We start from the raw sequence: 20529 nt of genomic DNA, 5'->3' as shown, positions 1-20529 counted from the left end.
ACTTAAGCGTCTTTCTTGGCAGTCAGATACTCGATGAACTCGGGACCGACGGTCGTAACGTCACCGGCACCCATGGTGAGCAGCAGGTCGCCCTCGCCCACCATCTGCTCGAGCTCCTGATTGAGCTCAAGACGGCTGGAGCAGTACACGACCTCCTTGCCAGGATGCTTGGCGCGCACGGTATCGGCGAGCATCTTAGAGGTGACACCCGGAATGGGCATCTCGCCAGCCGAGAACACATCGATCAGCAGCAGTTTATCGGCATTGGCAAATGCATCGGCAAAGTCGTCGCACAGGGCCTGCAGGCGCGAATAGCGGTGCGGCTGGAATACGACGTCGACGTGCTTGTAGCCCAGCGACGAAGCGGCAGCAAGCGTCGCCTTGATCTCAGTGGGGTGATGGCCGTAATCATCGACCACGGTGATGCCATCGATATCGCCCACGTGGGTGAAACGACGGCGGACGCCCTCAAAGCTCGAGAGCGCCTTGGCGGCGGCGTCGATGTCAAGGCCCAGGACATGGGCGACGGTGAGCACCGCCGTGGCGTTGAGCATGTTGTGGCGACCGGGATTGCTCTTGATCTCCACAGCGTGCTCAGTGCCGTCCTCAAAGCGAACGATAAAGTCACTCTGGATGCCCTTGACATCCGGATGCACGCAGACGACATCGTTGCTCTCGGCAAAGCCGTAGGAAAGCACGTGACGGCCCGTCGACTTGGCGAGCTCGACCAGATGCGGATCCTCACCGCAGACGATGACGGTGCCGTCCTCGCCCACCAGGCTCATGAATTTGGCGAAAGTTGCCTCGATCTCCTCGATACCCGAGTAGTGATCGAGGTGGTCGGCCTCGACGTTGGTCACAATGACCACGTTGGGGTTCAGGAACAGGAAGGAGCTGTCGGACTCGTCGGCCTCGGCGACAAAGTAGTCGCCCGAGCCGTTCTTGCCGTTCGTGTCATAGCCCTCGACGATGCCGCCGATCAAGAAGCTCGGATCCAGGCCCATGCGGTCGAGCATGGTGGCGCACATCGAAGACGTGGTGGTCTTGCCATGCGTGCCGGCAACAGCGACGGTGGTGTAGCCGTGGCCCAAAGCAGAGAGCATCTTGGCACGGGGCCACACGGGAATACCAAGCTCGCGAGCGCGCACAAGTTCAGGGTTGGACTCCGGAATAGCGGTGGAGACAACAACCACGTCGGGCTTGACCTCGTCGATCGTGGCGGCCTCATGGCCCACATGCACCTTCACGCCAGCGCGGGTAAGCTGGCGGATATAACGTGACGTCTTAAGGTCAGAGCCGGTAACGGCATAACCGCGCTCGTGCAGAACGAGGGCGATGCCGCTCATGCCGGCGCCGCCGATACCGATAAAGTGGGCGCTCTTAAACTTGGGCGCGGAGGTTGCAGTCTGGGAATCAGCCATGTGCTCGTGTACTCCTTGCGTAAACACTGCCTGTAACCCGTTAACTGTACCGCACCTACCGCATCAGCGCGAGGGCGACCGACGATATCCCGTCTAACTAACGCAAACCCTCTACCGCATCCGCCAGAAGAGCGGCGGCCCTATCCTGAGCCAGACCACGCGCCGCCTGACGCATGGCGTCGCGCGCCGACGCATCATCGACCAGGTGCAGCAGCTCATCGGCAAAGGCAGAACCGTCGATATCGGCATCGGCGCAAAGTACGCCGGCCCCGGCGTCGACCAGATAACGGGCATTGGTGGTTTGGTGGTCGGCCGTCGCATGCGGATACGGCACGAGCACCGAGGGCACGGCAAGCGCAGCGATCTCGGCCACGCTCGATGCGCCCGAACGCGAGAGCGCCAAATCGGCAGAAGCCAGCATATCGCCCATGTTGTCGATGTAAGGCTGGACGCGGTAACGCTTCGCTTCCTCGGGCGTCAGCGCCAAAGCGCGCTCGGTCTCCTCAAAGCCGTCGGCACCCGTCGAATGCAACACATAGAGGTTCTTGCGCGAAAGCAGCTCGTTTTTGAGCGAAACCACGCGCTCGTTGAGGTGCTGGGCGCCAAGTGAACCGCCAAAGACGAGCAGCAGCGTAGCGTCCTCGGGAACGCCAAGTGCCTTGCGGCCGCGAGCGCGATCGCCCTCGATCACCGAGCGACGTACGGGGTTGCCGGTCATGAGCACATGGTCAGGGTCGCCTTCGCGCTCAAAGACCGCGCGCGCTGCCGGCACCGAGATGCACACGCGGGCGGCGTGGGAGTTCATCATCTTGTTGGCCAGGCCCGGAACAGAGTTCTGCTCATGCAGCAGATACGGAACGCCCGCGCCCTTGCACCACCCCAGCAGCGGAACCTCGACATAGGCACCAAAACCGATGCCGGCATCGGGCTTGCCGACCTTTGAGAAATAACTGGCGAGCGCACGCTTGGCCTTGTTGACACGCCACAGCGAGGTCAGCGCCGTCCAAGGACGGGAGCGGTCGAAGCCCGTGACCGTAATGGGCACAAAATCAAACCCGGCCTCGGGGACCAGACGACCCTCGAGCTTGCGCGACTGGCCCACGAACACAACGTAGTGACCACGGTCACGCAGCTCTTCGGCCAAGGCGAGCGCAGGGTTGATGTGTCCTGCCGTGCCGCCGGCCGCAATAGCAACGGTCATCTTATCGGTCATGGTAGTCCCTTCGTACACGCGGTCCCTGGTCGTCGGTGCGCAGACGCGCCGACGGGTCCGAGTTCAAATCGATTCGATTATATCCGCCGCCCGCGTTGCGAGGGCTGGGGCGCTGCGGACGACCTTGCGGAGCCGTTCGCGGGCGTGGACGGGCTACCGGCTCGGATGCAGAACCATCCAGAACGGTAAAGCCGCTACGCGAAGGTCGTTCACCGCGCACATGGGCAACGCCGGCGGTGCTCTCGTCCATAACGGCAAAGCTCTCACGGCGGCGGTCATGCTCATCGCGGCGGGCGCTCTCGTACGAAACGCGCAGGATCAACCCGACGAGCATAAGCGACACAATAATCGACGAGCCGCCGTAGCTAATAAACGGCAGCGGCTTGCCCGTCATGGGAAACACATTGAGAATGCCCAGCGCGTTGATCAAAAACTGCACCGCAAGGATGACCGCGGAGCCAGACGCCATAAGCGCTCCGCGACGGTCGGTCGCCTGCTCGGCAATGCGAAACGCCGAGTAGATCAGCATCGCAAACACCAAGAAGAACAGCACGGTTCCGACAAAACCGGCCTCCTCGCCAATGATGGCCAGGATGTAGTCGTTGTGCGCCTCGGGCAGATACGAGTACTTCATGGTTGAGTTGCCGATGCCACGGCCGAACAGGCCGCCCGAGGCAAAGGCCATGATGGCAAGCGTGGCCTGATAGCCGTCACCATACTCGTCGGCCCAAGGGTTCAAGGCAACCTGAATACGCACCATACGGTACGGCTCTGCAACAAGCGCAATCACGATCACGAGAATGCCGAAGATTATCACGCCGAGGATGAATTTGGGGTCGAGACCCGCGAACAACGCCATGCACATGAGGGTCAACAGGATGATCAGGACGGTACCGAAATCGGGCTGGATAAAGATCAGAAAGAGCGAAATGCCCAGGTAGATGCCCATCTTGCGAAGGAATTCGTTGATGTTGCCACCGGGCGAAAAGAAGCGGTCGAGCATGATGGCCGAATACGCGATGGCAAATGGCTTTAAAAACTCGGAAGGCTGGAACTGAATGCCGGCGATGTTGAGCCAGCGCGTGGCGCCACGGCTGCCGCTGCCCACCAAGAAAACCAGCAGAAGCAAGAGCATCATGCCGATAAGGAAGATCCTGAGCACATCCTCCCCAAACCAGCTGTCCGGCAAAACGCGCACGATGGCAATCAGCGCTAGAACACCGATCGCGGTAAACGCGGCCTGTCGACCCAAAAAAAACGTCGCCGAGCCATTCTCGTGCAGTGCCTCGACCGAAGATGCCGAGTACACCATCAGCAGGCCAAAGCACACCAAGGTAAACAGGCAGGCCATGAATATCAAACGGGGGCGCATGATACGGGCGGGAACGCCGGCAATATAGCGTTCGCTAAACGTCTGCCCGCCGCGACCGGAACGCGGATTGCTGCGCCGCGAGGAAGCACGGTCCGAGTCGGGCCTCCTCATACCTTGTCGGGGGCTCTCCTCTCTCACCGGCAGCCCCTATTCCATTTGCGATTTCGCCGCAGCGGCAAGCTGGGCCACATAGTCCTTAAACACGCGGCCGCGCTCCTCATAGCCCGAGAACTCATCGAACGAAGAGCAGGCAGGAGAAAGTAAGATCACGTCGCCACGGCTCGACAGCGAGCGGGCAACGTCCACGGCGTCGCGTAGGTCATCCGCCTGGGCGATATCCACATCGCCATCGACATCGGCCTCGTCCATAGCGGCGGTGAAGCGCTCGCGTGCATCGCCAAAGCAGACGACCGAGCGTACGTTATCCATAACGACGCGCGCGAAGTCCGTGAGCGGCGTGCCCTTATCGTGGCCGCCGAGCAGCAAGATCACGTCGTCATCGGGAAATGCCGTCAGGGCCTTCTCGACCGCATCGGTGTTGGTCGCCTTGGAATCGTTGACGTAGCGCACGCCGTCAATCTCGCCACACGGCTCCACGCGGTGCTCGAGCGGCTGGAACGAGGCCAGGCCGCGGCAGACACCATCGACATCGGCACCGACTGCCAGGGCAGCCGTGGCAGCGCACAGGGCATTGATAACATTGTGATGACCCGAGATCTTGAGCTCGGATGTAGCGATGAGCGGGGTCTCGACGCCCTTCAGGCGCACGATCATCTTGCCATCGCGCACAAAGGCGACATCCTCGCCCTCAGGCTCGTCAAAGGCAACCTTGCAGATGCGACGACCCGGCGTGTAGATGTACTCATCGAACTCGTGAATGCCGGCGTCTTCGACGTCGACAACCACCAGATCGTCATCGCCCATATTGTCAAACAGTTTGACCTTGGCAAGCGCGTAGTTCTTATGGCTCTTATGCCAGCCCAAGTGGTCTGGAGTGATGTTGAGCAGCACCGCCACGCGAGGGTGGAGCTCGGTGGTCGTAGCAATCTGATAGCTCGAGAGCTCAGCCACAAACCACTCGTTGTGGGCTCGGCCGTCAATCTCGTTGACCGGCGGCTCGCCGATGTTGCCGACAGCTACGCTGGCCTCGCCGGCAGCCTTGAGCAGATAATCAGTCAGCGACGTGGTGGTCGTCTTGCCGTTGGTGCCCGTAATGGCAATCCAGTTATCGGGCGACAGGCGATAGGCAAACTCGGGCTCACCCATAATCTGGGCGGCATGCTCGTGCCCGGCCTTAAAGAAGCCCGAGAACTCCGAGATGCCCGGGCACGTCACGCATACGTCATAGGCGCCCTCGACCTGTTCGGTCCCATAGACAAACGACACACCAGCAGCCTCGAGCGCACGCGTGGCGTCATTGGGCTCAGACGTGCCACCGCCATACACGGTAACGGCGCTTACGCGCTCGGGATGCGCCAGCGCCCAGCGGGCGACATCGAGACCGGATTTGCCCTGACCCAAAACGAGCAGGCTAAAGACATCAGCAAGAGGCATGAAAGACCACTATCCCAACTGGAAGAACAGAGCAAGGCCAACGGCACCAAAGGCCGCAGCGATAATCCAAAAACGGATGACGACCTTGGTCTCGGCCCAGCCCTTCTTTTCGAAATGATGATGGATGGGCGCCATAAGGAAGACGCGCTTGTGCGTAAAGTGGAAGTAGACAACCTGAATCATGACCGAAAGGGTCTCAACGATAAACAGGCCGCCGATGATGAGGGAGACGACCTCGGTGTTGGTCATGATGGACGTGCAGGCAAACGCGGCGCCCAGGGCAAGCGATCCGGTATCGCCCATAAAGATGCTCGCCGGATAGCAGTTGAACCACAGAAAGCCCAAGCAAGCACCGGCACACGCGGTGCAGAAGATGGACAGGTTCACGTCTCCGTGCAAAAACGCCATGGCAGCCATGGCGAGCATGGCGATCATGGAGGTGCCGCCAGCAAGGCCGTCAAGGCCATCGGTCAGGTTCACGGCATTAGAAAGACCGGCAATCATCAGCCAGCAAAAGACAATATAGAGCCACGGGAACGAATAGCCGCAGATGGTAGTCGAAAGCACGCCAAGGTCGATCGTCAACCCACCGGGAAAACGAATCTCGGGGGCGACGCCGCACCAGTTGACGGCAAGTACCGTAAAGGTGACACAGATAATGGTTAGGCCGATCATCTTGGCATGGGGCGTCAGACCGAGCGAGCGCCCATGCGTAACGGAAGTCAGGTCGTCGATCAGGCCCAGCACGCCGGTCGCCAGCGTGGCGAGCAGCACGAGCACGAGTTCGGTGGTGAGCTTGCCCATCAGCAGGCAGGTCAGCGAGATCGCGACGAGGATGACAACGCCACCCATGGTGGGCGTTCCCTGCTTAACCAAATGACGCTTGGGGCCGTCGGCACGAACCTGCTGGCCGATACCCTCAACCTTGAGCAGCTTGATCCACCACGGCATGAGCAGCAGCGCAATGGCGGCGGCGATGCCAAGCCCCAAAAAAGCCTGATACGTTGGATACGAGGGATTGCCGAACATGGGCTAGCACACACCTTCCACAAAGCGGTCGAGCTCAACAAAGCGGGAACCCTTGACCAGTACAACATCATGTTTTTCAAGCGCGCCGCCCATGCGGTCGAGCACCTGCTGATAATCGGAGAACACCTGGATGCGGTCCTCGTCCATGCCCATCATGCGCGCGGCATCGGCCATAAGCTGGGCCAGCTCACCACCCACGCACGCCAGCATGTCGAGCTTTTTGGCGGCGGCATAGGCGCCCACGAGCTCATGCATGCGAGGAGCCTCATCGCCCATCTCGCCCATCTCGCCCAGGATCGCCATGCGAGACCCCGTGCACGAAAGCGAGCACAGTAGATCGAGACCGGCAGCCATCGATTCGGCGCTAGCGTTATAGGAGTCATCGATGACGCGGGCACCGCTCTTGGCGCGCTTGATCTCCTGGCGGTGACCGGTGATTGCGAGGCCCCTAAAGGCAGCATCGATCTGCTCGGGCGTCACACCCAGGCGATAGGCAACCGCGGCGGCCTTAACGGCATTTGGAACGGACTGCACGCCGGGGATGGCAAGCATGGTATCGATCGTCTCGCCCTGGCCAAAATCGAGCGTAAAGACCGGACGGCCCTCGTCATCAACACGAATGTCGCGGGCACGGATCTCATCATCGTCCGAGACGCCGGCCAGCATCACGTCGATACCAGCGGGCTGGGCGAACGTATCGCGAATGAACGGCGTAAAGTCGTCCTCGCCGCCCAAAACCAGCAGCGGCAAATAGTCGCCGGCGGCGCACATGCCCTGGACAATCTCGGCCTTAGCGCGGGCGATGTTCTCGCGGCTGCCCAAAATACCGATATGAGAGGTACCGATCTTGCTCACAATGGCAAGGTTGGGATTGGCGGACTGGGACAGGCGCTCGATCTCGTGGAAATGGTTCATGCCCATCTCGAGCACCAGGACCTCGGTATCGGCCGGGGCGGAAAGCACCGTGAGCGGCATGCCGATCAGGTTATTGAAATTGCCCTTGGTGGCCCAGACACGATAGCGCTTGGCGAGTACAGCGGCGAGCACGTCCTTGGTCGTCGTCTTGCCGATGGAACCGGTAATGCCAACGACCAGGCAGCCAAGCTCCAGGCGATACGCGTGCGCCAAACGGAGCATAAACTCCTCGGGATCATCGGTCCGCAGGATGGCACAGCCCTTGTCTTGCGCCAGCGAGACCAGCTCGGCCTCGGGCTCGCGCGTCATCACGACGGCGCCGGCACCCGACTGGACGGCACGGGAAGCAAAATCATTGCCGTCGACGTTTTCACCGGGAAAGGCGACGAAAATCGTCCCTTCCTCGACCTGGCGCGAGTCGATAACACACCCGCGGCATACCCGATCGACTTCTCCCGTCACGGTTCGGGTCCCTGTTGCGGCCGCGAGGTTGTTGACGGCGATCTCTATCATTGCAGCTCCCCTGTAAACCTAATAATGCTATCGGCGTATTGTATCCCAGCGCCGCGCATGCGTGGTGCAGGGCATGTGAACACCCCTCATATGGGACAACAAACCACGCCCCAAAGATTGTAACCCCCTACTTCGTGCGCGGGATACCCAGCACGTCGAGCGCGTTGGCCATAATGGACTGGAACGGCACAGCAGCGGCATCTGAGCCGCTCGGCGTTCCGTCGAGCGTGATATAGCACAGCACCTTGGGCGATTGCGCCGGCGCAAAGCCCATAAAGGACGACATGTAGTTCTCCTTGAGGTAGCCGCCGTTCTCGTCGGCACGTTCGGCCGTACCGGTCTTGCCCGCCACGTCATAGCCGTCAACCGCGCCGCCAACGCCCGTTCCCTCGGACACGACCGTCTGCATGCACGATGTCACCTGCGATGCGGCGTCCTCCGAAATCGCGCGCTCGCCTTCGCCCCAGTCCTTCTCGTCGCCTTTGCTGGACTTATAGAAGTGTGGGGTCATCATCACGCCGCCGTTGGCGATGCCGCCCACGGCACGTGCGATCTCAATCGGCGAGACAGACAGCGCCTGCCCAAAGCTCATCGAGCCCAGCGTGGCGCCGTCATACTGGTCACGCTCCTTGACGATACCCAGGCTCTCGCCCGGAAAATCGACACCCGAGCTGTGACCGATGCCCCACTTGTCCACATAGGCGGCAAAGTCGTCGGCACCGATTTTGCGCCCCACCAGGACAAAGCCCACGTTGGACGAACGGCGCATCATCTCGCGCACATCCATGGTCATGGCATAGTCGCGCTTGTCGGCATCGGTGACGGTATCGTCGCCCACCTTGATACTCGCCGGCACCTCAAACGACGTACTCGATCGCACTACGCCCAAGTCGAAGCCGGCGCCCGCCACGAGTGTCTTAAAGACCGAGCCGGGCTCGTAGGCGTCGGTTACCAGGCGCAGGTTCATATCCTCGGTCTTGGCGTTTTCCAAATCGGTCTGGTCGTAGGTCGGATACGAGCAGGCGGCGAGAATTTCGCCGGTCGTGGGGTCGGTGACCAAAGCCGAGCCGTTCTTGGCCTTTGTCTTCTCGACAGCCTCTGCCAGAGCGTCCTCAGCCGTACGCTGGATATTGACATCGAGCGTCGTCACGATATCAACGCCGTCGACCGCAGCCACCTTTTTATAGGCACCGCCCGCGATATAGCTGCCGTCCCTCGCGCGCTCGCGTACGAGAGAACCGTTCGTGCCGGTCAGAAGCTTGTTGTATTGCTTTTCGAGACCCGTCAAGCCGTCGTTGTCTACATTCACTACACCCAGCACCTGCGATGCCAGATTGCCGTATGGATATACGCGCTTCATGGCCTGCTCAAAAAGCACGCCGGGCAGGTTCTTCTTCTCCAGCGCCGCAGCATCGTCTTCGTCCACCTGGCGCTTGATATACACCCAGGTTCCATCGGACTCGACGAGCTTACGGCAGGTCTTTTTATCGATTCCAGTTGCCTTGACCAGCGCCGACACCGTCTTGTCAACATCCTCGACAAGCTGCGGGTTCACGGCGATGTTGCGACATTCGACCGACGACGCCAGCACGTTACCGTTGCGGTCGTAGATGGTGCCACGTTTGGCATAGAGGGTCTGCGCAAGCAGGCGCCGCGCATCGGCACGCTCGCGCAGTTTATCGGCTTCGACAATTTGATAGTCGGCAAGGCGAAAGACGCCCAAGCCCAAGCCAAGCCCAATGAATCCCATGACGGCTTTGCGGCGAGGCAGCGGCGTGCCTGTGAGCCATTCGGTCGACGAACTCTTGCGCGACCTGGTGTTATGCACTTGAGGGCCGCCCGAGCCGCGAAGTCGCGACGCCGGGTCGTTGCCACGGGACCGCCCGGCGTTGTAAGATTGCCGACCCGTTCCTTGATAACCAGAACGTCCCCGCGACGAGGGACGTCCAGAACCGCGGCCCCCATCGGAACCGCGGCGATAGTCATTTGTCATACTCAGCTACCGTCTTGCTACTGAGCGGTCGCGGTCGCGTTGGCGCCCGCGGCTGCATCCTGCGAAAAGTCAAGTGTAACGCTCTCGCTGGGCTCCACCATGCCATAAGCGCCCGCAAGGTCGCGAATGCGCGTGTCGGCGCCATAGACCGAATGCATGACCTCCAGGTCGGAGCTCTCATCGGTCGCCTTTTCGAGCGTGTTGGTTAGCTCGGCGTTGCTGTTGAGCACCTGGGCCGTAACGCCGGCGAGCGCCACGCGGGCGACGCCGATCGTCATGAAGATAGCCGCAATGATGCAAAACGTTTTAAGAACGCTCATGAAAACCGGGCTTACCGCCTGGTTTGCCTGACGGCCCGCGCCCGTGTAGACATCAAAGCGCGGCGTGCGCTGCTCACGGGGAGCAACGGGGGCCTGCGGCGTCTCACGATAGGCGGGCATGGCGTTCATATCATAGGCAAGTGCTGCGCTTGAAGTGTTGTAGCCCATGATATGCCGCCTCCCATCCCGAGTACGTTGGTAGTGTGTTTAAGCTTCGTTTATGGTGCGAGCGGGAGGTCCAATATCGCGCGGTCGCGCCTACAGACGCTGCGCCACGCGGATTTTGGCTGATCTCGCCCGAGGGTTGCGCTCAACCTCATCAGGCTGGGCAACCAAGGGTTTGCGGGTGATGGCCTTGAGTATCGGCACGTTGCCGCACACGCACACCGGAATCTCCGGCGGACACGTGCACCCCTGGCTCATCTCCTTAAAGTGGTTCTTTACGATACGGTCCTCGAGCGAGTGATACGAGATGACGCAGATACGTCCGCCCGGGTTGAGCCACCTGGTGGCGGCATCAAGCCCTCGTTCGAGCACATCGAGTTCGTGATTGACCTCGATGCGAATGGCCTGGAAACTTTTCTTGGCCGGGTGTCCGCCATGCCGACGAGCGGCGGCCGGGATACCCGCCTTGATGATCTCGACAAATTGGCCGGTGGTTTCGATCGGTTCTTGCTCGCGGCGGCGCACGATCTCGCGCGCGATCTGCGAGGCGAACTTCTCTTCGCCGTAGACGCGTAGAATCCGGGCGAGGTCGTGTTCGTTATAGGTGTTGATGACCTCAGCTGCGTTTAAGGTGTTATTACCCGGATCCATCCGCATGTCCAATGGGGCGTCCTCGTTATACGAAAAGCCCCTGCCAGGGATATCGAGTTGCGGTGACGAAACGCCCAAATCGAACAGGAAGCCATCGACCCCGGGCACCTCGGCCGAGCAAAGCAGCTCGTCCAAGTCGCCGAAGTTGCCCTTCAGCAGCTGGTGCGGAACGCCGGGAACCTCGCGGTCCAGACGGGCGCCAGCGGCCTCGAGGGCCATGTCGTCCTGATCGACGCCGAGCAAAAGGCCCGTCTCCCCCACCTGCGCAGCCATCTTTACCGAATGGCCGGCACCGCCAAGGGTGCAATCGCAGACAACGGAGCCGCTCTTTAGCCGCAGCGACTCAAGCACTTCGCCGAGCATGACAGGTTCATGCCGATATTCTTGTGTCAAGATCCCACGCTCCATCCGTTACCCGTGCCTTGCCCTTACGAGAAGAAGAGGTCCAGCAGGGCCTCGTCGTCATCGTCCTCATCGGCCGCGGCGCGATCCCAAACCTCAAGGTGGTCGTAGTTGCCCACAACCGTGACCTCGCGGTCGAGGTTCGCCTGCTTGCGGAGAGACTCGGAAAGACCGATACGACCGGCGCTGTCCACGTCCATCGACGTGGTGCGCTTGTTGATCGCCCTCATGAGCTTCTGGTCGTTGATGTCGCGCGGGTTAAAACCCTCGTGGCCCTCACGACCCGCGAAGAGTCCTTCGACCCACTTATCGAAGGCCTCGGCAGAGAACACGTACAGAGCATCGACATCCAGGGCTTTGAACACGCGAACGTGCTCTCCAAGCTCCTCGCGAAGGGGTGCAGGCAGGGACAGACGGCCTTTTGCATCGAGATTGCGCTCGTATGCGCCAGTCATTCCCATGTGCGCCCTCCCCTCGGTTACTCAGATGGCACGTACGCGGGGAACCACCCCGCCTGTCGACGTCATTAATAATATGGGGAACTGCCCCATTTTTCAACACCTTTCCCCACCTCTTCCCCCACTCCGCCCCACCACTCCACCCACCATATATTGCAAAACACCCCCAATCATATGTTCGAAAACACAATATGTTGTGTTTACAGCAACGGCGGGATGCCACCTGTGGCACCCCGCCGTTCATCCTCAACCTTCAAGTTGACCTTGAGGCGATTTTTGCGTCCCTTTACATGCCGTTCACATCGCCCCCAAACTCCCCCACCCAAGGCACGTGCGGCCCACCACCGCGACGACATGTGGCGAAAAATAGAACGGGCCCCAGATTGCCCATGCACGCGCAAAAGCACGCCGCGGCAATCTGGGGCCCGTTCCCAAACACCTATTAATTTGCAGGTCAGCGATGTGCTAACGATGCGCCAGCGGATGCGCCGCCAGATAGACCTCGGTCAGTTGCGTACGATCGACATGCGTGTAGACCTGCGTGGTCGATATATCGGCATGTCCCAAGATCTCCTGTAGCACACGGAGGTCTGCGCCGCCAGCAAGCATATGGGTGGCAAAGGAGTGACGCAGCGTATGGGGATGGAGCCCCACCAGCCCCACCTGGCGCCCATAGCGCTCACAGATGGCATGGATGCCCTGGCGCGACAGACGGCGGCCGTTCTTATTTAAAAAGACCGCCGAGGTCTCGGTTCCGCGGGCATGGGCCGCCAAGCGAGAACGCCCCTCAGTTACATAGAGCGTCAGAGCTCGCGCCGCGCTTCCCACCAGCGGGGACAGGCGTTCCTTTGAGCCCTTACCGCGAACGAGCACAAAGCCATCGTCGATATGGATATCGCCCACATCGAGCCCCACCAACTCGCTCACACGCAAACCGCATCCGTAGAGCACTTCCAAGATGGCATGGTCGCGCAAGCCCATCTCGCCCTCGGGGAAGTCTTGATCGAGCAGCGCCGAGACATCCTCCACCGATAGATACTCCGGCAAACGCTCAGCCTTTTTAGGCAGGCGCAACGCCGCCGTTGGATTTTGGGCCACAGCCCCATCGCGCACCAAAAAGGCATGCAGGCCCTTCACTGCCGCAAGCGCACGCTCCACCGAGGCATCGGAATAGCCCCCATCGCGACGGTCGGCGACAAAGCCCTCCACGACCTGACGGGTCACCTCTTCAAAAGACATGATGCCCGCCCGCTCCAGATAGACGCAGTACGTCGTCAGGTCACGACGATAGGCCGCAATCGTGTTGCGCGCCAAACCCCGCTCGACCGCGAGGTAATCGAGATACTCCCCCGCCGCCACGGCGAGCGACGAGGGAGTAGCTCCGGTATGTTCTTTGTTCGCCGGCACCCTTAGTCCGTAGCGAGGTTCATGGGCGTCACCTGCAGGCGATCGACACCCTCGTGCCGACCGATCGAGGCACGCACGAACTCTCGGAACAGCGGCTGCGGGTTGGTCGGACGGCTCTTGAACTCGGGGTGAGCCTGGGTTGCCACATACCACGGATGCACATCGCGCGGCAGCTCGACCATCTCGACCAAGCGCTCGTCGGGCGAGAGGCCAGAGATAACCAAGCCGGCGTCCTCGAGCTGGTCGCGGAAGGCGTTGTTGAACTCAAAGCGGTGACGGTGACGCTCGTAGACGAGTTCCTCGCCATATGCCTCGCGAGCAAGGGTATCGGCGGCGAGCTTGCACGGATAGGCGCCCAGGCGCATGGTGCCGCCCTTCTCGGTCACGTCCTCCTGCGAGCTCATCAGATCGATGACGCTAAACGGGCCGTCCGGATCGAACTCAGAGGAGCTGGCGCCGGCAAGGCCGACGACGTTGCGGGCGAACTCGCACACGGCCACCTGCATACCCAGGCAAATGCCCAGATACGGAATCTTGTGCTCACGGGCAAACTCGGCCGCGAGGATCTTGCCCTCCAGGGCGCGCTTGCCAAAGCCGCCGGGGACCAGGATGCCCGAGGCGTCGCCCAGAACCTCGGAGACATTCTGCTCGTCGAGGCTCTCGCCGTCGACCAGCTGGACGTCCACATGGCGATCGTAGAAGACGCCCGCATGGTGCAGGGCCTCGATAACCGACAGGTACGCATCGGGCAGCTGCGTGTACTTGCCCACGACGGCGATCTTTACCTTGTCGGCGTGATGGTTGGCGTGATTCTGTTTGCGCAGGAACTCGTTCCACTCGCTCATGTCGCGCTCACGCGGATCCAGACCCAGGCGCTCGCAAATGCGCAGGTCAAAGTCCTGCTCGGCGAGCAGCTGCGGAACATCGTAAATGCTCGCGCAGTCCTCGTTGGTAAAGACGCAGTCGGTGTCGACGTCACAGAAACTCGCGATCTTGCCGCGGATGGCGTCGTCAATATGGTGATCGGAGCGTAGCACGATGATGTCGGGCTGGATACCAAAGCTGCGGAGCTCTTTGACGGAGTGCTGTGTGGGCTTGGTCTTGACCTCGTGGGCGGCGGCAATATAGGGAACGAGCGACACGTGGATATAGCAGACGTTCTCGGGGCCGGCCTCCTTGCGGTACTGACGGATGGCCTCGACAAACGGTTGGGACTCGATGTCGCCGATCGTGCCGCCTAGCTCGGTGATGACTACATCGGAGCCGGTCTGCTCCTCGATGCGGCGAAACTTGTCCTTAATGGCATTGGTGACGTGAGGAATCACCTGCACGGTACCGCCCAAAAAGTCGCCGCGACGCTCGCGGGCGATTAGGCTTTTGTAGATGGCACCGGTCGTAAAGTTGGAATCGCGGGTCAGGTTCTCATCAATAAAGCGCTCGTAATGACCCAGGTCCAGGTCGGACTCGTAACCGTCCTCGGTAACGAAGACCTCACCATGCTGGAAGGGGCTCATGGTACCGGGGTCGACGTTCAGATACGGGTCGGCCTTTTGCATCGTTACTTTGTAGCCACGCGACTTGAGCAGACGGCCCAGCGAGGCCGCGGTAATACCCTTGCCCAGGGACGAAACCACGCCACCGGTTACGAACACATGCTTGGTCATATTGAGTTACCTGCACTTCCCGTAGAAGTTGTCCATACACATCTTACGGATCTTCATTGTAATACTCGCCCCGCGGACCGTTCGCAATTTTTCTCGCGTGCGATTGCATTTCTCAATCTTGAAACAAAACGCCGCCCGGTTTCCCAGGCGGCGCTGTTATGGCAAGGACTACACGCTGCTATCGATCAGCAACCTCGTCCTCAAGCATTTCTTGAACGAGCATACCGGTACGGACGCCCTCAAGATACCACTCGCCACGTTCGGTGAGGCAAATGCCATTTGCAAGCTGACCGCCGTCATCGCTATAACGCGAGACGACATCAATCATGCCTTCGGAATCCAAGCGATCGATTGCGGCGCGGGCACGATACGGCGAAACCCCCACGCACTCGGCAAGCGTTTTGCGCGAGAAACCATACGGCCCGCCATTGTCTTCGGTTTGCCGGTCGATCTCCATCAACACCAGCACCTCGACACGCTTCATATCGTTGACACTCGCACGACCCTTGCCCGCCATAGCAGCCTCCTCAAACCGAGCACGAGCATTTAACGCGCCGTGCGCGACCGGCGTATCCCGCAAAGGATGTTACATCAGCGTTATTGTATACCGCTCAAATCACTTATAGGCAGGTAAACGGGCTATTTTTAACCCAAACAAAGGCAATGTTGATTAATTAAGCCGCATAGGGCATATACCCCATGCGGCCCAATCAGACCAATCGTCTCGTTTTAGCGGTGAAAGAATCCACGACGCTCGAATTTAGGCTCGCAGCACACGTTGATGCCCAGCTTGCGCAGCACCGTCTCATCAGTCGGCGAGATGATAACGCTAAAGAAGGCGTCGCAGCCGCGGAGCTGCTCCAGGCCCGAAAGGACACGGGCGGCAGTCTCGCTCGTAGCCGAGGTGATCGACAGCGCCATAAGCGTCTCGTCGGTATGGAGGCGAGGGTTTTTGCTACCCAGGAAATGCGTCTTGAGCTTGCTGATGGGCTCGATCGCCTCGTCGCTGATGACTTCGAGCTCTAGGTCCACGCCCGAGACATGCTTGAGGGCGTTCATGATCAGCGAGCTCGCGGCACCCAGGCGCGTTGAGGTCTTACCGGTCACAACAGAACCGTCCGGCATGACCATGGCGCCCACGGGACCGCCCGTCAGTTGCTCTCTGGTGAGGGCAGCCGAGCGCGCCGGCGAATAGTTCTTATCGATGCCGGCCTTTTTCATGATGAGTTTGAGACGATCGACCTGTTCGTCGCCCACGCCGGTACGGCGCACGCTTTCAACTGCGGCAAAATAGCGGCGCACGATCTCCATCTTGGAGGCATCACGGCAGGCATCGTCGTCGGTAATGGCAAAGCCAACCATGTTGACGCCCATGTCCGTAGGGCTCTGATAGGGGCTCTCGCCCAGAATCTTTTCCATAAGGGCGCGAACAACCGGGAATGCCTCAACATCACGGTTGTAATTGACCGTGGTCTTGTTGTAAGCCTCAAGATGGAACGAATCGATGATGTTGGCATCGTCAAGGTCTGCCGTGGCGGCCTCGTAGGCGATATTGACCGGATGCGTCAGAGGAAGATTCCAGACCGGGAAGGTCTCGAACTTGGCATAGCCAGCGGCGGTACCGTGCTCATGCTCGTGATACAGCTGCGAGAGGCAAGTAGCGAGCTTGCCCGAGCCAGGGCCGGGTGCCGTCACGACAACGAGCGGACGCGTGGTCTCGACAAACTCGTTCTTGCCGTAGCCTTCGTCAGAAACAATCAGATCGACATCGTGCGGATAGCCCTCGATGGGATAATGCAGCTTGGCGGGAATACCGAGCGCGTTCAGACGATTGCGGAAGACATCGGCAGCGGGCTGGCCGGCATACTGCGTGATTACCACGGCGGCAACGGCAAATCCATTCCCTCGGAACAGATCGACCAGGCGCAGGACGTCTTCATCATAGGTAATACCCAAGTCGCCACGGGCTTTGTTCTTCTCGATATGGTTCGCATTGATTGCAATGATGACCTCGACGTCATCGGCGATGCTCTTGAGCATGCGAAACTTGCTGTCCGGCTCAAAGCCCGGCAGCACGCGGCTGGCATGATAGTCATCGAACAGCTTGCCGCCAAACTCCAAATACAGCTTGCCGCCAAACTGCGAGATGCGCTCCTTAATATGAGCAGCCTGCAGCGCGATATACTTCGCATTGTCGAAACCCTGGCGCATGTATGGCTCCCGTCCCGTTTCCATTTAATGTTCTAGGCGATTATAACGGAGCCCGCCCTCCCCGATACCCAGACCATCAACAGGCACCAACCAAACACGCCCACCGCAACCACCGGGGAGCCGAGGTAGCTCATTTGGGACGGGAAACAAGGCACTCAGCACCAACAATGGCAGCGCCGCAGGTTGAGCATAAGCCAGCGAAAGCCCGCCAGAGCGAGCAAGGTGACGTGAAAGAGGAGGGCATAGGCCTTTTGGCCATGCCCGACGATTGAACGTCAGATTGCCGCTCTGGCGGGCTTGCAGCGTCGAGTGGTTCCGGCGTTTGGTAAAACGCCGGAACACAAGAGCGCCTCCCCCCGCGCACGGAACGGGAGGAGGCTAAAGGTAGGAGTCTACCGGTGGGGTTACCCCACCGGACAGACGATGACCAGGTGATCCTTTACAGGATCGTCATGGTTTCCGTGGGGTACCCAAGGGGTACTTAGAGCATCACGCAAGCGATGGTCAGGATGACGGCGCAGACGACGGAGAGAGCGACGATGAGCTTAAGAGCAAACTTGAGCCAGGTCGTCCACTCGATCTTGGCCAGGGCAAGACCGCCCATGATGGCGCCAGAGGTCGGGGTGAACAGGTTCACGACGCCGATGGCGGCGGAGAAGATCATGACCATGACCTCGGGCGAGAAGCCGAGCTTAACAGCCAGCGGTCCCATGATGGGCATGGAGACAGTAGCCATACCGGAGGTCGAGGGGATCAGGAAGGACAGGCCAAAGTAGACCAGGAAGCTCATGGGAGCGAAGATCACGCCGGACAGACCAGCCAGAGCATTGGCGGCAGCGTCGAGGACGTAGACGTCGAGGCCGGTGCTAGCCATGAGGACGGAGATACCACGGGCGAGAGCGATAACGAGGACAACGGACATCATGTCGGCAGCGCCGGTGATGAAGGTGTTGACGATCTGCTTCTCGGACAGGCCACCGATGATACCGATCAGGATAGCCATGAGGAAGAACCAAGTGGAAGCCTCGTCGAAGTACCACTGGCCAATGGGCAGGCCGGTGATCAGGGCAGACCAGCCCTGAACGATGGCGTTACCGTCGGCGTCATAGACAGCGCCAGCATCGAAGAAGTTGGCGACGCCCTCGTTGAGGTCGGCCAGCGGGATGAAGCCGACGATCATGACGACGAAGGTGAAGGCAAAGGCGATCAGAACACCCTTCTGACGACCGGTGAGCTTGACCTCCTTGTTAACCTCGGAAGCAGCCTTGCCGTGAGCCTCTTCGGCGTCCTTGAGCTCCTGCATCGAAAGGATGGTGGAGCCCTTGTCGGCCTTGACCTTCTTGGCATAGCTCATAACGAAGACGATGGACATGGCGGTGGTAACGATCCACAGGACGGCACCGAGGCCGATGATGATGGACTGGTTGACCTCAATGCCAACGCCGGTCAGAGCGTCGACGGCAGCGCCGACGGCGAACGGGTTAACCGTGGAGCCGAGGCAGCCGCAGCCAGCGCCGAGCAGGACGGTAGCGGCGCCGACCATGGGGTCGAAGCCAGCAGCCATCATGGTGGCGGCGAGCAGGGCGTAGAAGGGAACGGTCTCCTCGCACATACCATAGGTGGTACCACCGAGGGAGAAGATGAGCATCAGCACGGGAATGAGCATGATCTCATTGCCCTTAAGCTTCTGCACCAGAACGGCAATGCCGTTGTCCAGGGCGCCGGTCTCGGTCATCATGCCGAGGAAGCCGCCGAGGATCATAACGAAGAGGCAGACGGGCAGAGCGTCAGCGAAGCCCTTGACCGGGGCGGTGCAGAAATCGCTCAGGCGGGCAGCGGTAACCTCGCCACCGGACGTACCGGAGACGATAACGGTAACAACCGCGACGATTGCCAGCAGAGCAAGAAGAATGGTGAACGATGAAGGCATACCGCGCTTTTTCTTAGCGGTCTCAGTCATAGTTCTCATCCCCCCTTCATAAATCATTTACTGATCTCGCCCAAAGCGGCTCTTCCGTGCCGTGCATGTCGCTCGGTGCGAGATTTTTACCAGACAAAAGCGCTCGGGGTGCGCAGCAATGCACCCCGAGCGAGATGCTAGATGCTCTTACTTGAGCGTAGCGTACATGACAGCCTTGATGGTGTGCATGCGGTTCTCGGCCTCGTCGAAGACCTTGGAAGCGGGGCTCTCGAAGACCTCGTCGGTGACCTCCTGCTCGGTGATGCCGAACTGCTCGCACTTCTCAGCGCCAATCGTGGTGTTGGTGTCGTGGAAGCTGGGCAGGCAGTGCAGGAAGATGGCACCCGGGTTGGCCATAGCCATGACCTCGGAGGTGACACGATACGGGGTGAGCTGAGCGATGCGCTCGGCCCAGACCTCGTCGGGCTCGCCCATGGAGACCCACACGTCGGTGTAGATGACGTCGGCACCGGTGACGCCGTCCTTGACGTCGGTGGTCAGCTTGATGGTGCAGCCGTTGGCCTCGGCGATGGGCTTGCAGGCCTCGATGACGTCGTCAGCGGGCATGCACTCCTCGGGGCCGCAGGCCACGAAGTTCATGCCGAGCTTGGAGCAGACAACCATGAGGGAGCGAGCGACGTTGTTCTTGCAATCGCCCATGAAGACGAGGGTCTTGCCCTTGATGTCGTAGTTGAAGTTCTCCTGGACGGTCAGGATATCGGCGAGCATCTGGGTGGGGTGCCACTCAGTGGTCAGGCCGTTCCACACGGGCACGCCGGACTTAGCAGCGAGCTCCTCGACGTCGTCTTGGGCAAAGCCACGGAACTCGATACCGTCATACATGCGGCCGAGAACGCGGGCAGTGTCCTCGATGGACTCCTTCTTGCCCATCTGCGACGAACCCGGATCGAGGTAGGTGACGCCCATGCCCAGATCCATGCCGCCGACCTCGAAGGCGCAGCGGGTACGAGTGGAGGTCTTCTGGAAGAGCAGAACGATATTCTTGCCCTCGAGATAGCGGTGCGGAACGCCAGCGCGCTTCATGTCCTTGAAGTTCTTGGAGAGCTTGAGCAGGTACTCGATCTCCTCGGTGGTGAGGTCGAGGAGCTTGAGGAAGCTACGGCCGGAGAGGTTAACGCCCATGGTTCGAATCCTTTCGAAGAAATGAATTACGTAAGTATTAGTGTTGCCCGTTTGACGGGCGAAACCGGTGCGGTTGTAGGGAGACCGCACCGGAAACTGAAAACCTTAGAGGTCCTCGCGCCAGAAGGGCATGCTCAT

General features: G+C 60.2%; 16 protein-coding genes. All 16 read right to left on the bottom strand.

Features of this window, described 5'->3' with window-relative positions:
• Positions 1-2: 2 nt before the first annotated feature.
• Positions 3-1421, bottom strand: a complete 1419-nt coding sequence (gene murC, locus DXC90_RS04520; RefSeq protein WP_117734949.1) for a UDP-N-acetylmuramate--L-alanine ligase — start codon at positions 1419-1421, stop codon at positions 3-5.
• Positions 1422-1518: 97 nt separating this feature from the next.
• Positions 1519-2634, bottom strand: a complete 1116-nt coding sequence (gene murG / locus DXC90_RS04515) for an undecaprenyldiphospho-muramoylpentapeptide beta-N-acetylglucosaminyltransferase (RefSeq protein ID WP_117734948.1) — start codon at positions 2632-2634, stop codon at positions 1519-1521.
• Positions 2624-4117 (bottom strand): putative lipid II flippase FtsW, encoded by a 1494-nt coding sequence (gene ftsW, locus DXC90_RS04510; RefSeq protein WP_117734947.1) that lies wholly within the window; start codon positions 4115-4117, stop codon positions 2624-2626. Before ftsW ends, murG begins: the two co-directional genes overlap by 11 nt.
• A gap of 36 nt (positions 4118-4153) precedes the next feature.
• Entirely contained in the window at positions 4154-5560 is a 1407-nt protein-coding gene (murD, locus tag DXC90_RS04505; protein ID WP_117734946.1) for a UDP-N-acetylmuramoyl-L-alanine--D-glutamate ligase, read from the bottom strand.
• A gap of 9 nt (positions 5561-5569) precedes the next feature.
• On the bottom strand, positions 5570-6589 hold the full coding sequence (gene mraY, locus DXC90_RS04500) for a phospho-N-acetylmuramoyl-pentapeptide-transferase (RefSeq protein WP_089571579.1): 1020 nt from the start codon (positions 6587-6589) through the stop codon (positions 5570-5572).
• 3 nt (positions 6590-6592) lie between these two features.
• Entirely contained in the window at positions 6593-8017 is a 1425-nt protein-coding gene (murF, locus tag DXC90_RS04495) for a UDP-N-acetylmuramoyl-tripeptide--D-alanyl-D-alanine ligase (RefSeq protein WP_117734945.1), read from the bottom strand.
• A gap of 127 nt (positions 8018-8144) precedes the next feature.
• Complete coding sequence (locus DXC90_RS04490; protein ID WP_369831393.1) at positions 8145-9845, bottom strand: peptidoglycan D,D-transpeptidase FtsI family protein; 1701 nt, start codon at positions 9843-9845, stop codon at positions 8145-8147.
• A gap of 182 nt (positions 9846-10027) precedes the next feature.
• Positions 10028-10498 (bottom strand): hypothetical protein, encoded by a 471-nt coding sequence (locus DXC90_RS04485; RefSeq protein ID WP_022094483.1) that lies wholly within the window; start codon positions 10496-10498, stop codon positions 10028-10030.
• A 90-nt stretch (positions 10499-10588) separates the two neighbouring features.
• A complete protein-coding gene (rsmH, locus tag DXC90_RS04480) occupies positions 10589-11554 on the bottom strand; it encodes a 16S rRNA (cytosine(1402)-N(4))-methyltransferase RsmH (RefSeq protein WP_117734943.1) in 966 nt (321 codons plus the stop codon).
• A gap of 20 nt (positions 11555-11574) precedes the next feature.
• The gene (locus DXC90_RS04475; RefSeq protein ID WP_006234269.1) at positions 11575-12009 is read right to left on the bottom strand and encodes a division/cell wall cluster transcriptional repressor MraZ; all 435 of its coding nucleotides are present in this window, start codon (positions 12007-12009) and stop codon (positions 11575-11577) included.
• A 462-nt stretch (positions 12010-12471) separates the two neighbouring features.
• A complete protein-coding gene (gene xerD / locus DXC90_RS04470) occupies positions 12472-13413 on the bottom strand; it encodes a site-specific tyrosine recombinase XerD (protein ID WP_199406619.1) in 942 nt (313 codons plus the stop codon).
• Between the two features lie 2 nt (positions 13414-13415).
• The gene (locus DXC90_RS04465) at positions 13416-15077 is read right to left on the bottom strand and encodes a CTP synthase (protein WP_117734941.1); all 1662 of its coding nucleotides are present in this window, start codon (positions 15075-15077) and stop codon (positions 13416-13418) included.
• A gap of 178 nt (positions 15078-15255) precedes the next feature.
• Positions 15256-15594, bottom strand: coding sequence for a hypothetical protein (locus tag DXC90_RS04460; RefSeq protein WP_117734940.1), 339 nt, complete (start codon positions 15592-15594; stop codon positions 15256-15258).
• 212 nt (positions 15595-15806) lie between these two features.
• The gene (locus DXC90_RS04455) at positions 15807-17288 is read right to left on the bottom strand and encodes a DUF1846 domain-containing protein (protein WP_117734939.1); all 1482 of its coding nucleotides are present in this window, start codon (positions 17286-17288) and stop codon (positions 15807-15809) included.
• 481 nt (positions 17289-17769) lie between these two features.
• On the bottom strand, positions 17770-19257 hold the full coding sequence (locus DXC90_RS04450) for a YfcC family protein (RefSeq protein WP_369833992.1): 1488 nt from the start codon (positions 19255-19257) through the stop codon (positions 17770-17772).
• A gap of 138 nt (positions 19258-19395) precedes the next feature.
• On the bottom strand, positions 19396-20391 hold the full coding sequence (gene argF, locus DXC90_RS04445; protein WP_006234279.1) for an ornithine carbamoyltransferase: 996 nt from the start codon (positions 20389-20391) through the stop codon (positions 19396-19398).
• Positions 20392-20529 lie beyond the last annotated feature (138 nt).

It is taken from the genome of Collinsella sp. TF09-1AT, from assembly GCF_003436895.1.
GTDB lineage: Bacteria > Actinomycetota > Coriobacteriia > Coriobacteriales > Coriobacteriaceae > Collinsella.
The sequence above is the reverse complement of the archived record's forward strand: the minus strand, read 5'-3'. Positions and strand labels throughout refer to the sequence as shown.